This is a genomic window from Pseudomonas sp. TE12234, assembly GCF_054061835.1.
Genome location: NZ_JBSSEP010000001.1, coordinates 599,964 through 615,523 on the forward strand (window position 1 = coordinate 599,964; position 15,560 = coordinate 615,523).

The 15,560-nt window shown below is 59.5% G+C and carries 15 protein-coding genes; 11 read left to right on the top strand and 4 right to left on the bottom strand.

What is annotated here, in order from left to right:
* Positions 1-176 precede the first annotated feature (176 nt).
* Both metK and ACVWYU_RS02845 read right to left on the bottom strand, forming a co-directional pair.
* Positions 177-1,367, bottom strand: a complete 1,191-nt coding sequence (gene metK / locus ACVWYU_RS02840; protein WP_247254478.1) for a methionine adenosyltransferase — start codon at positions 1,365-1,367, stop codon at positions 177-179.
* A gap of 19 nt (positions 1,368-1,386) precedes the next feature.
* Positions 1,387-2,382 (bottom strand): ArsR/SmtB family transcription factor, encoded by a 996-nt coding sequence (locus ACVWYU_RS02845; RefSeq protein WP_090325948.1) that lies wholly within the window; start codon positions 2,380-2,382, stop codon positions 1,387-1,389.
* Between the two features lie 259 nt (positions 2,383-2,641).
* Between ACVWYU_RS02845 and tkt the strand changes: the two genes are divergently transcribed.
* From tkt to ACVWYU_RS02880, 7 genes are all read left to right on the top strand, one after another.
* Positions 2,642-4,639, top strand: a complete 1,998-nt coding sequence (gene tkt / locus ACVWYU_RS02850) for a transketolase (protein WP_090325945.1) — start codon at positions 2,642-2,644, stop codon at positions 4,637-4,639.
* A gap of 190 nt (positions 4,640-4,829) precedes the next feature.
* A complete protein-coding gene (gene epd / locus ACVWYU_RS02855) occupies positions 4,830-5,894 on the top strand; it encodes an erythrose-4-phosphate dehydrogenase (RefSeq protein WP_457371852.1) in 1,065 nt (354 codons plus the stop codon).
* A gap of 17 nt (positions 5,895-5,911) precedes the next feature.
* Positions 5,912-7,075 carry a phosphoglycerate kinase gene (locus ACVWYU_RS02860; RefSeq protein WP_247254481.1) on the top strand — a complete coding sequence of 388 codons (1,164 nt, stop codon included), beginning with the start codon at positions 5,912-5,914 and terminating at the stop codon, positions 7,073-7,075.
* Between the two features lie 35 nt (positions 7,076-7,110).
* Entirely contained in the window at positions 7,111-7,332 is a 222-nt protein-coding gene (locus ACVWYU_RS02865) for a hypothetical protein (RefSeq protein WP_090325935.1), read from the top strand.
* A 56-nt stretch (positions 7,333-7,388) separates the two neighbouring features.
* Positions 7,389-7,721 (top strand): MliC family protein, encoded by a 333-nt coding sequence (locus tag ACVWYU_RS02870; protein WP_090325932.1) that lies wholly within the window; start codon positions 7,389-7,391, stop codon positions 7,719-7,721.
* A gap of 289 nt (positions 7,722-8,010) precedes the next feature.
* Positions 8,011-9,075, top strand: coding sequence for a class II fructose-bisphosphate aldolase (gene fba, locus ACVWYU_RS02875; protein WP_019694035.1), 1,065 nt, complete (start codon positions 8,011-8,013; stop codon positions 9,073-9,075).
* Between the two features lie 238 nt (positions 9,076-9,313).
* Positions 9,314-9,730, top strand: coding sequence for a hypothetical protein (locus tag ACVWYU_RS02880; protein WP_247254482.1), 417 nt, complete (start codon positions 9,314-9,316; stop codon positions 9,728-9,730).
* Between the two features lie 97 nt (positions 9,731-9,827).
* On the opposite strand, the gene ACVWYU_RS02885 is transcribed toward ACVWYU_RS02880, so the two are convergent.
* Positions 9,828-10,496 (bottom strand): polysaccharide lyase family 7 protein, encoded by a 669-nt coding sequence (locus tag ACVWYU_RS02885; RefSeq protein WP_390957495.1) that lies wholly within the window; start codon positions 10,494-10,496, stop codon positions 9,828-9,830.
* 323 nt (positions 10,497-10,819) lie between these two features.
* Between ACVWYU_RS02885 and ACVWYU_RS02890 the strand changes: the two genes are divergently transcribed.
* From ACVWYU_RS02890 to ACVWYU_RS02900, 3 genes are read left to right on the top strand one after another with little or no spacing between them, the layout of a single operon-like run.
* Positions 10,820-12,943 (top strand): putative bifunctional diguanylate cyclase/phosphodiesterase, encoded by a 2,124-nt coding sequence (locus ACVWYU_RS02890; protein WP_457371853.1) that lies wholly within the window; start codon positions 10,820-10,822, stop codon positions 12,941-12,943.
* A 45-nt stretch (positions 12,944-12,988) separates the two neighbouring features.
* Entirely contained in the window at positions 12,989-13,480 is a 492-nt protein-coding gene (locus tag ACVWYU_RS02895; RefSeq protein WP_248916684.1) for a M48 metallopeptidase family protein, read from the top strand.
* A gap of 17 nt (positions 13,481-13,497) precedes the next feature.
* Positions 13,498-13,794, top strand: coding sequence for a winged helix-turn-helix domain-containing protein (locus ACVWYU_RS02900; protein ID WP_007894945.1), 297 nt, complete (start codon positions 13,498-13,500; stop codon positions 13,792-13,794).
* A 105-nt stretch (positions 13,795-13,899) separates the two neighbouring features.
* Here the strand turns inward: ACVWYU_RS02900 and ACVWYU_RS02905 are convergent, their stop codons facing one another.
* Positions 13,900-14,352, bottom strand: coding sequence for a GNAT family N-acetyltransferase (locus tag ACVWYU_RS02905; RefSeq protein ID WP_247254486.1), 453 nt, complete (start codon positions 14,350-14,352; stop codon positions 13,900-13,902).
* A 254-nt stretch (positions 14,353-14,606) separates the two neighbouring features.
* Here ACVWYU_RS02905 and ACVWYU_RS02910 point away from each other — a divergent pair, with 254 nt between their 5' ends.
* Positions 14,607-15,344, top strand: a complete 738-nt coding sequence (locus tag ACVWYU_RS02910; RefSeq protein WP_248916685.1) for a substrate-binding periplasmic protein — start codon at positions 14,607-14,609, stop codon at positions 15,342-15,344.
* Positions 15,345-15,560: the final 216 nt, after the last annotated feature.

Sequence of the window (15,560 nt, forward strand, 5' to 3'; positions counted from 1 at the left end):
ATTTCTGCTGGCAGTGCCGGCCTCTTCGCGGGCAAGCCCGCTCCGCAGGGGCCGATGGTGTACGCAGAATATGCGCCCCCCAATCCTTGCTCGCGAAGGCGGCGATACGGTGAGAAAGCATAAAAAAGCCCCGCACGGCGAACCGTGCAGGGCTTTTGGGTACCGCGGGGGAGGACTTACAGGCCGGCAGCGGAGCGCAGGGCTTCGGCGCGGTCGGTTTTTTCCCAAGTGAATGTGGTGAAGGTGTCGTCGCCCACAGTCTTGGTTGTCGGGGTGCGACCGAAGTGGCCGTACGCAGCGGTTTCGCGGTACATCGGGTGCAGCAGGTCAAGCATCTTGGTGATGGCGTATGGGCGCAGGTCGAAGATTTCGCGGACCAGTTTGACGATTTTGTCGTCGCTGATCTTGCCGGTGCCGAAGGTGTTCAACGAGATCGAAGTCGGCTGGGCGACGCCGATGGCGTAGGAAACCTGAATCTCGCAGCGTTCGGCCAGACCGGCAGCGACGATGTTCTTGGCGACATAACGGCCGGCGTAGGCCGCCGAACGGTCAACCTTCGATGGATCCTTGCCGGAGAACGCACCACCGCCGTGACGGGCCATGCCGCCGTAGCTGTCAACGATGATCTTGCGACCGGTCAGGCCGCAGTCGCCAACCGGGCCGCCGATGATGAACTGGCCAGTCGGGTTGATGTGGAACTGGGTGTCCTTGGACAGCAGTTCGGCCGGCAGCACGTGCTTGACGATCAGCTCCATCACGCCTTCGCGCAGGTCGTTGTACGACACATCCGGGTTGTGCTGGGTCGACAGAACAACGGCGTCGATGCCGACAACCTTGCCGTTTTCGTAGCGGCAGGTCACTTGCGACTTGGCATCCGGACGCAGCCAGGGCAGCAGGCCGGATTTGCGGGCTTCGGCTTGCCTTTGTACAAGCTGGTGCGAGAAGGTGATCGGTGCAGGCATCAGCACGTCGGTTTCGTTGCTGGCGTAGCCGAACATCAGGCCCTGGTCGCCGGCGCCCTGATCTTCAGGCTTGGCACGGTCGACGCCCTGGTTGATGTCAGGGGACTGCTTGCCGATGATGTTCATCACGCCGCAGGTCGCGCCGTCGAAACCGACGTTGGAGCTGGTGTAGCCGATGTCGGTGATCACGTCACGAACGATCTGCTCCAGGTCAACCCAGGCCGAGGTGGTGACTTCGCCGGCGATGATCGCCACGCCCGTTTTCACCAGAGTCTCGCACGCCACACGGGCGAACTTGTCTTCAGCAATGATGGCGTCCAGCACCGCATCAGAAATCTGGTCGGCGATTTTGTCCGGATGCCCTTCAGACACGGACTCGGAGGTGAAAAGGGAGTATTCGCTCATCTCGATGTTTTCCTGATATTTACCGATGGTGAGTGTCGCCAGTCGACCGCTGAAAATGGCGGACCTGAATCTGGAAACCATTACGTAAGCCTACATAGAGGCTTTCCCCGGGAACGAGTCCCGCAGCGGTGGCCCAACGGGCCAGATCGTCCTGTTCAAACCCCAACCAGAGATCACCGCAGGCTTCCCTGGCCCAACTCTGGTTGTGGCTACATAACTCTGTCACTAACAGGCTACCGCCTGGTTGCAGCAAGTCGGCCATGTGCTTGAGCGCTTCGGCCGGCGCGGCGAAATGGTGCAGCACCATGTTCAGTACAACGCAATCTGCCGTCAGGCTGACGCCATTCAATGCATCGGCCAGTTGCAGGGTAACGTTAGCCAGCGCGTCGCGTTCGCAAACCTGGCGGGCCAGTTCAAGCATCGCCGAGCTGTTGTCCAGCGCCGTGACCTGAGCGAAACGGCGCGCCAGTTCCGGCAGAAAAGCGCCATCACCGGGGCCGACTTCAATCGCCGTGGCGTCAGCGCTGAAGCTCAATTTGTCGAGCAAGGCCACCACGCTTTCGCGGTACTGCGGCAGGCCGGCAATCAAGTCTTGCTGGGCGCGAAATTTCTCCGCGACCCGTGAGAAAAAGTCCTGGCTGGCGGCTGCCCGTTGTCCATGGACCTGAGCAATTCGTGACTGCACATCGACAGGCAGGGGCAGGTTGTCCACTTCTTCGAGCAAGGCGGCGTGCAGCTTGCCGCCCAGCAATTCGGTGTGGGGCAGGGCGCGACGGTAGAAAATCGCATTGCCTTCACGGCGGGTCGCCACCAGGTCGGCCTGGGCCAGTACCTTGAGGTGGTGACTCATGCCGGACTGGCCGATGCCAAAGATCTGCGCCAGCTCCAGTACGCCAAACGAGTCGTTGGCCAGTGCGCGCAATACATTCAACCGCAGAGGATCGCCGCCGGCCTTGCACAGGGCCGCCAGGTCATCGCAATCGTCATGTCGAATGGAAGGCGCGCGTAGATTCATAAGGCCGGCAGTCTAGACACGCGCCGAAAGCACCGCAAGGGCAATATCAAAAAGTTTTGATATTGCACGATAAATGGCACTTCTCACGAGGTGGTTAACTCTACAAGCGAACAGCGGAAAGGTTTCATCAGTCGAAACCGCCGTAAACCATGGGAAAAACGTCTCCAGATGACTATCTGTCATTGCCCCGAGGCGGCCGGGTGAGGGAAAATGCTCGCCTTTTTTCCGTTTCGTTTATTCAAACCCCAGGAGATCAGCGATGCCTAGCCGTCGTGAGCGTGCCAACGCCATTCGTGCCCTCAGCATGGATGCCGTGCAAAAAGCCAACAGCGGCCATCCCGGTGCCCCCATGGGTATGGCGGATATCGCCGAAGTGCTTTGGCGCGACTACCTCAAGCACAACCCGAGCAATCCATCGTTCGCCGACCGTGACCGCTTCGTGCTGTCCAACGGTCACGGCTCGATGTTGATCTACTCGCTGCTGCACCTGACCGGCTACGACCTGTCGATCGACGACCTGAAGCAGTTCCGCCAACTGCACAGCCGCACCCCGGGTCACCCGGAATTCGGTTACACCCCTGGCGTCGAGACCACCACCGGTCCACTGGGTCAGGGCCTGGCCAACGCCGTGGGTTTTGCCCTGGCTGAAAAAGTCATGGCGGCGCAGTTCAACCGTCCAGGGCACAACATCGTTGACCACCACACCTACGTTTTCCTGGGTGATGGCTGCATGATGGAAGGCATTTCCCACGAAGTCGCTTCCCTGGCCGGTACCTTGGGCCTGGGCAAACTGATTGCCTTCTACGATGACAACGGCATTTCCATCGACGGCGAAGTCGAAGGCTGGTTCACCGACGACACGCCGAAGCGTTTCGAAGCCTACAACTGGCAAGTGATCCGCAACGTCGACGGTCACGACCCGGAAGAGATCAAGACCGCGATCGAGACTGCACGCAAAAGCCCGCTGCCGACCCTGATCTGCTGCAAGACCACCATCGGCTTCGGTTCGCCGAACAAGCAAGGCAAGGAAGACTGCCACGGCGCCCCGCTGGGTGACGCGGAAATCGCCCTGACCCGCGCGGCACTGAAGTGGAACCATGGCCCGTTCGAAATCCCGGCCGACATCTACGCCGAGTGGGACGCCAAGGAAGCCGGCCGCGCCGTTGAAGCCGAGTGGGACCAGCGTTTCGCGGCCTACTCCGCCGCATTCCCGACTGAAGCCAACGAGCTGATCCGTCGCCTCAGCGGCGAGCTGCCGGCTGACTTCAGCGAAAAAGCCGATGCCTACATCGCCGAAGTGGCCGCCAAAGGCGAAACCATCGCCAGCCGCAAGGCCAGCCAGAACGCGCTGAACGCTTTCGGTCCGCTGCTGCCGGAGTTCCTCGGCGGTTCGGCTGACCTGGCCGGTTCCAACCTGACCCTGTGGAAAGGCTGCAAGGGCGTCACCGCTGACGACGCCAGCGGCAACTACATGTACTACGGTGTGCGCGAGTTCGGCATGACCGCCATCATGAACGGCGTTGCCCTGCACGGCGGCCTGGTGCCTTACGGCGCGACCTTCCTGATGTTCATGGAATACGCCCGCAATGCCGTGCGCATGTCGGCCCTGATGAAGCAGCGCGTGATCCATGTCTACACCCACGACTCCATCGGTCTGGGCGAAGACGGTCCGACTCACCAGCCAATCGAGCAACTGGCCAGCCTGCGCTGCACGCCGAACCTCGACACCTGGCGTCCAGCCGATGCCGTTGAATCGGCGGTGAGCTGGAAGTATGCGCTGGAGCGTAAAGACGGTCCTTCGGCCCTGATCTTCTCGCGTCAGAACCTGCAACACCAAACCCGTTCTGCCCTGCAGATCGCCGACATCAGCCGCGGTGGCTACGTGTTGAAAGATTGCGCGGGCGAGCCTGAGCTGATCCTGATCGCCACCGGTTCGGAAGTCGGCCTGGCCGTACAGGCCTTCGACAAACTGACCGAGCAGGGCCGCAAGGTACGTGTGGTTTCCATGCCGTGCACCAGCGTGTTCGATGCCCAGGACGCCGGTTACAAGCAGTCGGTTCTGCCGTTGCAAGTCAGCGCCCGTATCGCCATCGAGGCCGCTCACGCGGACTACTGGTACAAGTACGTCGGCCTGGAAGGTCGCGTGATCGGCATGACCACCTACGGCGAGTCGGCGCCTGCGCCTGCCTTGTTCGAAGAGTTCGGCTTCACCCTGGAAAACATCCTGGGTCAGGCTGAAGAACTGCTGGAAGACTAAGCACAACGCGGCGGTTTCACGACCGCCGCGATTCCCCTGTAGGAGCGAGCCTGCTCGCGATGGTGGCCCAGACAACGCGGGTATTCAGGCACCCAGCGTTATCGTTAGCGACCATCGCGAGCCGGCTCGCTCCTACAGTGGGGTGTGTCGCACACAAGAATTTCGTCTGACTGCGTCTATCGAGAACCCCATGCCTCAACCGCGTCCCTACAAAGTTGCACTCAACGGCTACGGCCGGATTGGTCGTTGCGTCTTGCGTGCGTTGTTCGAGCGAGGCGAGAAGGCCGGGTTTGAAATTGTCGCGATCAATGATCTGGCCGACATGGCCAGCATCGAATACCTGACACGCTTCGACTCCACCCACGGGCGCTTTCCCGGCGAGGTGAAGGTCGACGGCGATTGTCTGCATATCAATGGCAACTGCGTGAAGGTCCTGCGCAGTGCCGCCCCCGAAGGCATCGATTGGACGTCCCTGGGCGTCGATCTGGTGCTGGAATGCTCCGGCGCCTACCACACCCGCGCAGACGGCCAGCGTTTTCTCGACGCCGGCGCGCCCCGGGTGCTGTTTTCCCAGCCGATGGCCAGCGAATCGGATGTCGACGCCACCATCGTCTACGGCGTGAACCAGGATTGCCTGACCGGTGATGAACTGCTGGTGTCCAACGCGTCCTGCACCACCAACTGCGGCGTGCCGTTGTTGCGCCTGCTGGATCAGGCGATTGGTCTGGAGTATGTGTCGATCACCACCATTCACTCGGCGATGAACGATCAGCCGGTGATCGATGCGTATCACCATGAAGACCTGCGTCGCACCCGTTCGGCGTTTCAGTCGGTGATTCCGGTGTCCACTGGTCTGGCGCGCGGCATCGAACGCCTGTTGCCGGAACTTGCCGGGCGAATTCAGGCCAAAGCCGTACGGGTGCCAACGGTTAACGTGTCTTGCCTCGACATTACGATGCAGACCGTCAGCGATACCGACGCCGTCGAGGTCAACCGGATCCTGCGCGAGGCTGCCACCAGCGGCCCGCTAAAAGGCCTGTTGGCCTACACCGAGCTCCCCCATGCAAGCTGTGATTTCAATCATGACCCACATTCGGCCATCGTCGATGCCAGTCAGACCCGTGTTTCCGGCCCCCGGCTGGTCAACATCCTGGCCTGGTTCGACAACGAATGGGGTTTTGCCAACCGAATGCTGGATGTAGCAGAACATTATCTGCAAACAGCTACTTCACTTTCTGTCTCTACAAAACAGTAACTCAGGAAATGCGACCCATGACCGTGTTGAAGATGTCCGACCTCGATTTGCAAGGTAAGCGCGTATTGATCCGCGAAGACCTCAACGTCCCAGTCAAGGACGGAGTTGTCACCAGCGACGCGCGAATCCTGGCTTCGCTGCCGACCATCAAGCTGGCCCTGGAAAAAGGCGCGGCCGTGATGGTTTGTTCGCACCTTGGCCGTCCGACCGAAGGTGAATTCTCGGCCGAGAACAGCCTCAAGCCAGTCGCCGACTACCTGAGCAAGGCCCTGGGCCGTGAAGTGCCGCTGGTGGCTGACTACCTGGGCGGCGTTGACGTCAAGGCCGGCGACATCGTGCTGTTCGAAAACGTGCGCTTCAACAAGGGCGAGAAAAAGAACGCTGACGAACTGGCCCAGCAATACGCCGCCCTGTGCGACGTGTTTGTGATGGACGCCTTCGGCACCGCTCACCGTGCCGAGGGTTCGACCCACGGCGTGGCCAAGTTCGCCAAAGTTGCTGCGGCAGGTCCCCTGCTGGCTGCCGAGCTGGAAGCACTGGGCAAAGCGCTCGGCGCCCCGGCCAAGCCAATGGCCGCCATCGTCGCGGGCTCCAAGGTGTCGACCAAGCTCGACGTGCTGAACAGCCTGAGCCAGATCTGCGACCAGTTGATCGTCGGCGGCGGCATCGCCAACACCTTCCTCGCGGCTGCCGGTCACCCGGTCGGCAAATCCCTGTACGAACCGGACCTGCTCGACACCGCTCGCGCCATCGCCGCCAAGGTCAGCGTGCCGCTGCCGGTGGACGTGGTAGTGGCCAAGGAATTCGCTGAAAGCGCCGAAGCGACCGTCAAGCTGATCGCCGACGTGGCGGCCGACGACATGATCCTGGACATCGGCCCACAGACCGCAGCGAATTTCGCCGAGCTGCTGAAGTCGTCGAAAACCATCCTGTGGAATGGCCCGGTCGGCGTGTTCGAATTCGATCAGTTCGGTAACGGCACCAAAGTGCTGGCCCAGGCCATCGCGGACAGCGCGGCATTCTCCATTGCCGGCGGCGGCGACACCCTGGCCGCTATCGATAAGTATGGCGTTGCCGGACAAATCTCCTACATTTCTACCGGTGGCGGCGCGTTCCTCGAATTCGTCGAAGGCAAAGTGCTGCCTGCCGTTGAAGTCCTGGAAAGCCGGGCCAAGGCCTGAGGGTCGCCCGTTTGACCTGGCAAGGGAGTGTTCACATGGTCAAGACGCTAGCGCTGTTGGTCGTCGCGGGCTCACTGGCGGCTTGCGGGAGTAACCCGAAAGCCACGCCGGAGCCTGCGCCGGTTGCGCCCCAGAACGGCTGCTACCAGGCCGAGTGGCAGGCGGAAACCAATCCGGTGATCAACAAGCGTTCCGGGCCTGATGGCCTGGACAAATACGAGACACAGACCCCCGCCAAGGAACATGGTTGCCCTTGACGGGTCTGACTGATTACGCAGGGCTGACGGCGTGTGCTGCCAGTCGAGGAGCACGGATGAAAGGTTTTATCGCCGTCGCGGCGTTGTCGTTGCTGGCCGGTTGTTCTCAGTTGAACCTGTTCCAGTCGTCCGCTCCTGTGGATAACTGGACCACCTGGACCTGCGACAGCCAGGCCAAAGTGCTTTGGCGCTACACCGATGACAGCCGCAAGGCAGTTGATGTGCGCCTGGGCGGTGCCGATCAGGTCTACCGCTTGAAGCAGGAGCCGGGCGCGTCCGGTTCGTTGTACAGCGACAACATGCTGGCGTTTCACATAAAAGGTGAGGAAGGCCTGGTTTACTGGGTCGCCACCAATGATTTGATCGGGCGTGGTTGTAAAGCGCAATAAAGCCGTCGATTGGAGGGATTTTGTGGCGAGGGAGCTTGCTCCCGCTGGAGCGCGAAGCGGTCCTAAAGCAGTCGGCGCGGTGCTTCGACAGAACCGCGTCAACGGTTTACGACTGCTTCGCAGCCGAGCGCGAGCAAGCTCGCTCGCCACAGGGTTCTTCATTATTTACAGATTATGCTGTACCGAATTCGCAGCCCGGGCCAACCCCCGATCTGCAATAACTTGAATAGCCGCCGCCGCTACGGCAGGCTGGCACGATTAACGACCCAAACCGGGAGAGACACACACAATGGCACTTATCAGCATGCGCCAGATGCTGGACCACGCAGCCGAGTTCGGCTACGGCGTTCCAGCCTTCAACGTCAACAACCTTGAGCAGATGCGCGCCATCATGGAAGCCGCTGACAAGACTGACTCCCCGGTGATCGTCCAGGCTTCGGCCGGTGCTCGCAAATACGCCGGCGCGCCGTTCCTGCGTCACCTGATCCTGGCGGCAATCGAAGAATTCCCGCACATCCCGGTGTGCATGCACCAGGACCACGGCACCAGCCCTGACGTCTGCCAGCGTTCCATCCAGCTGGGCTTCAGCTCGGTCATGATGGACGGCTCCCTGGGCGAAGACGGCAAGACCCCGACCGACTACGACTACAACGTCCGTGTCACCCAGCAAACCGTGGCCATGGCTCACGCCTGCGGCGTTTCGGTAGAAGGCGAGCTGGGCTGCCTGGGTTCGCTGGAAACCGGCATGGCCGGTGAAGAAGACGGTATCGGTGCCGAAGGCGTTCTGGATCACAGCCAGATGCTGACCGACCCGGAAGAAGCCGCTGACTTCGTCAAGCGTACTCAGGTCGATGCCCTGGCCATCGCCATCGGCACCAGCCACGGCGCCTACAAGTTCACCAAGCCACCTACCGGCGACGTGCTGGCGATCGATCGCATCAAGGAAATCCACAAGCGCATCCCGAACACTCACCTGGTGATGCACGGTTCGTCTTCGGTTCCGCAAGAGTGGCTGGCGATCATCAACCAGTACGGCGGCGACATCAAAGAAACCTACGGCGTACCGGTTGAAGAAATCGTCGAAGGCATCAAGCACGGCGTGCGCAAGGTCAACATCGACACCGACCTGCGTCTGGCATCCACTGGCGCAATGCGTCGCCTGATGGCCACCAACCCGAGCGAATTCGATCCGCGTAAATTCTTCGGCGCCACCGTAACCGCCATGCGCGACGTGTGCATTGCTCGCTACGAAGCCTTCGGCACTGCGGGCAACGCTTCGAAGATCAAGCCGATCTCCCTGGAAGCGATGTTCCAGCGTTACCTGAAAGGTGAGTTGAACGCCAAGGTCAACTAAGCCTCCAGCGTTTGATTTGCATGAAAAACCCGCCGGAAGGCGGGTTTTTTTATGGGCGTGTTAAAAGTCAAAGCTTGAATCTGTTCATTTTATTAGTTGTAGGAAGAGTTGCTCAATGAGCAGGTATTTTTCCGTTTGTTTTGGTGGCCTTTGACAGGGTATGGGGCATGCGCTAAATGAGTTTGTCGATGGCTGGATTGCCATCGATTTTGTTTATTCATGGAAGAGGAACTTGAGCATGTTTTCTGGAAAAAATATCAAGCAATCAGGTCTTTATGTTTTATCGATGTTGTTCCTGGGGGCTGGCTCGGCCGGTGCCCATGCGGCAGACCGCTTTTTTACGGCCTCCATTGATAGCAAGGGTGCAGTGATAAGGCAGTCACCCGAATGGATCAGTGGTGTGAAACATTACCCCCGGCCGGGATATTTTTCTGAATATGAAATATCCCTCAAGGCTGGCGTATTTGAGCGAGCGTCAGAGTTCTGCTCTGTATCAGTAACCGATGTTGAGTCATACGACGATTTGTTATTCGCTCAAGCCAAACTGGCTGGAACGCCGACGACGCGTAAGTTGAAAGTGATCACCCAAGTATCAGGCAGTTCAGAAAAGGATGTGGGGACGTCGAAGAGTTTCATGCTGATGTGCGTTCGCTAGACTTCAGGACGAGCAAGTGATCCGGCGGTTTTTCGGTCGCGCCGGGTCACTCTGTTGCAGCCTCGTCAGGTGTTTCGGGACTTGAAAGACAAGACCGTTATTTATCGTGATCAATGTCCAGCTTGCTGAACGTCACCATCCCGCCCTCGCTGGTATATCCGGTGTTGTCCTGCACATACACCCCGGCCTTGAAGTACAACGGTTTATCGCGCCACGTCGCGCTGATATTGGTATCCCACTGGTAACCCGCCGCGCTGATGCCAAGCGCGCCCCCAGGGCTGAGGTGGATGAGGTAGGAGAACTGCTGATTGAGTTTCACACCGGTGGCGATGGTGATCACCCGGCCCTCATCGTCATCGGGATGCATGCGCACTTTGGCGACGATATTGCCGTTCAAGGTCGAGGTCTTGTATTGGTACTCGACCTTCACCAAGGGCTTCTGGCTTTTATAGGCATGGATCTGGCCAATCACGATCTTGCCCGAACTGGGCACCTGGTTCACCGCCAGGGTGGCGCGCAGGGAGTTGTCGGCGTCCGGGTAGTACCAGTTTTTCAGCGTGCCATTGCTGTAGGTTTCTCGCAGTTCGGTGCGTGGGTAGATGGCATTTTCAGTGCGCGAGCCGGTCACCGGGGTCCAGAAGAACAGCGTGCCGGTGTCGGAATGGAAGTATTGATCCTTGAAGCCGTTCACCAGTTTGGAGGTTTCAACGGTGTATGGCGGGCTGCCGACAGGAACGCTGAGGTTCCAGGTTGCGAGGTCGATCATAGTCAGAAACTTCCACGAATTTTTTACTGCACGCGCGTGCCAATCGCTCTAGCACGCGCCTTTGGGCGGCCTTTATAAGCGTAGAGGACTTCTTTGTTAACGCCCGTCCGGCGGTTTGCTGGCGTCAACATCCTGTCGAAATGCCATCTATGCCGGTTTTAGCGGGCTGTAGCGCCGACCGTTAGTCGGCAAATGAACCCTTCAGTTAAATGATGGCGCTCTGACACCTTCTGATTTTCCGGATCCGGGTCTAGAGTGAAGGCTTAGTATTTGTCCGGTTTTCACAAGAGCCCGGCCTGACGTCCCGAATATAGAGAAGCAGCATGGAATGCGCCCACCCGAAGCCAGTCGAAGGCAGCTCAACCTTATTAATCGTCGACGATTACCCTGAAAACCTGATCAGCATGCGCGCGTTGTTGCAGCGCCAGGACTGGCAAGTCATCACCGCAGCTTCGGGTTTCGAAGCCCTCAGCCTGTTGCTGGAACACGATGTCGACCTGGTACTGCTGGATGTGCAGATGCCGGGCATGGATGGTTTTGAAGTCGCGCGCCTGATGCGCGGCAGTCAGCGAACCTCCCTCACACCGATAATTTTCCTGACGGCCAATGAACAGTCCCAGGATGCCGTGATCAAGGGTTATGCCAGTGGCGCGGTGGATTACCTGTTCAAGCCGTTCGACCCGCAAATTCTCAAGCCCAAGGTTCAGGCATTGCTGGAGCACCAGCGTAATCGCCGGGCATTGCAGCGCCTGAGCCATGACCTGGAAGTCGCTCGCGCCTTCAATGCCTCGGTGTTGGATAACGCCGCCGAGGGCATTCTGGTGGTTGGCGAAGACGGCCGGATCGGCTTTGCCAACCCGGCGATCTCGCGGCTGCTCACGGCCCCGGTGCAAGAACTGCAAGGCCGGGAGTTTCTGGATTTCCTGCAAAAACCGCATGTCCCGGTCTGGGCCGATTCGGATCTGTTGGCCGGGTACAGGCGCGGCGAAACCTTGCGTCTGCACGATGCGCTGCTGCGTACCGCGCCCGGTCAGCAGGTGCCGGTGGCCTTGTCCTGCGCGCCGTTGCCCGCCGAACAGCGGGCGATGGTGGTGACGATCCAGGACATGTCGGTGGTGCGTCACCTGCATCAGCAACTGGAATCCCAGGCGGTCACCGACCCGCTCACCGGGCTGCTCAATCGGCGCGGTTTTTACCAGACCGTGGAGAACCTGCTGCTGCGCGGCGAACGCTCCGACAGTGCCTGGGTGCTGTTGTACCTGGACCTCGATGGCTTCAAGCGAGTCAACGATTCCCTCGGTCACGATGCCGGCGACCGGGTGCTGCGTTGGGTGTCCGAGCAACTGAAGGCCTGCCTGCGGCCGTTCGATATCCTGGCGCGCATGGGCGGCGACGAATTCACCGCGTTTCTGGACCTGGAATTCCCGGAGCAAGCGGCCAAGATCGCGGAAAAACTGATCGAGCGGGTTTCGATTTGTCAGCAGATCGACGGTCTTGATATTGCCTTGGGTGCGAGCATCGGCATCGCCACATTCCCGGATTGCGGTGCCAATCTGGACGGGTTGCTGCGGGCTTCCGACATCGCCATGTACGAGGCCAAGCGCGCCGGGCGACAGCAATATCGCTTTTACGATCATGAAATGAACGGACGGGCACGCTCGCGGCTGATGCTCGAAGAAAGTGTGCGCACGGCCATCGAGAATCGCGATTTCAATCTGGTGTATCAACCCCAGGTGTCCATCGCCGACGGGCAGATTCGTGGCTTCGAGGCGTTGCTGCGCTGGCAGCACCCCAGCGTTGGCGATGTGCCCCCAGGGCTGTTTTTGCCATTGCTGGAAGAGGCGCGGTTGATCAGTCGGCTGGGCAGCTGGATTTACCATCGCGGTGCCGGGCAGCGCAAAGCCTGGGAAGCGCTGTTTGCCGAGGATCTGGTGCTGGGCGTCAGTTTGAGCAGCACGCAATTTGCCATGCCCAATCTGGTCACCGAGTTGCGCCAGGTGCTGGAGCGACATGGCTTGCAGGCGCGTCACCTGGAAGTCGAGGTGACGGAACAGGCCTTGATGCATCATCCGGAAGAAACCCGTAAACAGCTGCGGTTGCTGCGTAATCTTGGGGTCCGGGTCGCGCTGGATGACTTCGGTTCCGGCCCCTGTTCGCTGGCTCATTTGCGCGATCTGGAACTGGATACGCTCAAACTTGACCGCCATTTGATCGCCCGGCTACCGGATTCTTCACGGGATGCAGCGCTGGTGCGCAATGTCATCGAGCTGTGCAAGCAGTACGGGATGCTGGTGATTGCCGAAGGGGTGGAAACCATGGCGCAGTACGACTGGCTGCAAGCCCATGGCTGCGAATATGTGCAGGGCTTTCTGGTATCGCGTCCGATGATGGCCGAGGACACCGGCCACTTTGCGCAGCCGTTTGACTGGAGCGCGCTGACGCGCTGAATTCGCTACACTGGCGACCTTTTCGTCACTTGTGTTGCCGCACCGATGACCGCGTTGAAATACCTCCAGGCTTATCCCGCCACGTTGCAGGACCAGGTACGCCAGTTGATCGCTGACGATCGGCTGGGCGACTACCTGAGCCAGCGTTACCCGGAAAAACACGGCGTGCAGAGCGATAAGGCGCTGTACACCTACGCGCTCGACCTCAAGCAGGAATACCTGCGCAACGCACCGGCCATCGACAAGGTGTTGTTCGACAACCGTCTGGACCTGACTCACCGGGCACTGGGGCTGCACACAACGATTTCCCGGATACAGGGCGGCAAGCTCAAGGCCAAGAAGGAAATTCGCATCGCCTCGCTGTTCAAGGAAGCGCCTTCCGAGTTTCTGAAAATGATCGTGGTACATGAGTTGGCGCACTTCAAGGAATCCGATCACAACAAGGCGTTCTACAAACTGTGCGAACACATGCTGCCGGGCTATCACCAGGTGGAGTTCGATGTGCGGGTGTACCTGACCTGGCGGGATATGCAATAAAAGAAAAGGATCGTCAGATGGATGTCAGCAAGACCAAAAGCAGCTTCTACCGTCGCCTGTATGTGGCGTATCTGATCGACAGCGGACTGGCCAGCAGCGTCCCGGCATTGACCGAGGTCACCGGGATGCCACGACGCACGGCCCAGGACACCATCGCCGCGTTGGCGGACCTGGATATCGTTTGCGAGTTCGAGCAGGAAGAGGGCGCACGCAATCACGCCGGGCGCTATCGGATTCGCGAGTGGGGAGCGATCGATCGGGGATGGATCGAGCGTAATTTGCGGCAGATCAAGGCGGTGCTGGAGTATCCCTGAGATTTTGTGGCGCCAGTGATGACGCCATCGCGGGCAAGCCACGCTCCCACAAGGTTTGTATCGTTCGCAAAAACTGTGGGAGCTGGCTTGCCAGCGATGGGTTCCTTACTGGCGACGCATGCCTATATGTGGAATGCCATCCTCGACATACACCTCACCCGCCACCACAAACCCGTACCGCCCGTAGTACCCCTGCAAATGCGCCTGGGCAGAGAGGTAGATCGGGATCTCGGGCCAGTACTTTTCGGCCTGCTTCAGCGCCTGGGCCATCAACTCATGACCCAACCCGGTGCCCCTTGCAGCGGGAGCAATGACCACTCGCCCGATCACCACGTCGCCGCCCTGTAGCTCGGGGTCCAGCAGGCGCAGATAGGCCACCAGGCGATCGCCGTCCCACGCCATCAAATGGCAGGTGTCACCTTCAAGGTCCTGGCCATCGATATCCTGATAGACGCATTTCTGTTCGACGACAAATACCTCTGCGCGCAATTGCAGAATGGCGTACAGCTGTTCCTTGCCCAGATCGCTATGGTGTTTGCAGACCCAATCGATTGTCATGTTCCTGATTCCCTGAAAACGTCCCTGAGATACTAAGCGCCTCGACGCTGGATGTCTTGAAGGCGGAGAAATCTGTGATAAAGACCAAAATGCCATCATTCATTTCTCGCGCCGCTGTCTTCTTTGTGTAATCTGGGATCAAGCGATGTGCAGTGGCTTCAATGAGCTAACGTTAGTGCCTGGGCGTGCCGGTACGGGGCTTGGAGTTTGGCTGAAAACACGTCGGGCAGCCCGCCCGCTAAGGATTTTCTAGCATGCCGCGATTGCATCGAGCCTTTGCTTTGATTGGATTGCTGTTGCTGACTCAAAGTGCCGCAGCGGAGAAGCTGCGACTGGTGGCGGATGCCTGGCCTCCGTTTACCGATGCCACGCTGGTCAATGGTGGGTTGGCCACCGATATTGTCAGCACCGCCCTGGCACGCGCCGGCTATGCCAGCGATTTCGAGCAGGTGCCTTGGGCACGCGCACTGTTGGGCGTGGGCGAAGGACGCTACGACGTGCTGGTCAACGCCTGGTACACCGATGAACGCACAAAACTCGGCCAGTTTTCTGCGGAGTACCTGCTCAATCGCGTGCGCTTTCTCAAGCGCAAGGACGCGCCGATCGAATTCAATAATCTGCAGCAACTGCACACCTACCCGATCGCGGTCGTGCGTGGCTATGCCTATTCGGCGGCGTTCGATGAAGACCAATCCCTGCAGAAAATCCCGGTACACAGCTTTGCCATGGCCGTGCGGATGGTCGCCGCCGACAGGGTCAAGCTGACCCTGGAAGACGAGTACGTCGCCCGGTATTACCTGGCCCGTGAATCAGCCAAGGTGCGCAACGCAGTGGAGTTCCTGCCCAAGCCCCTGAGCGAGAACAGCCTGCATATCCTGGTCAGCCTGAAGAACCCGCAGCATGAGCAGATCGTCGCGGGTTTCGACCGCGAGATCGCGGCGATGAAGGCGGATGGCAGTTATGAGCGGTTGATGAAGCAGCATGGGATGTAGGCTTTGTGGCGGGGCTCATGGCCTCATCGCTGGCAAGCCAGCTCCCACAGTGTCCGGTGGGTTACAAAGGTTTTGTGTCCAACCCAATTCCCTGTGGAAGCAGGCCAGCTCCCACAGTATCCGGTGGGTTACAAAGGATTTGCGTCCAACCCAATTCCCTATGGGTTACATAGGATTTGTGTCTACCCCATTTCCCTGTGGGAGCTGGCTTGCCAG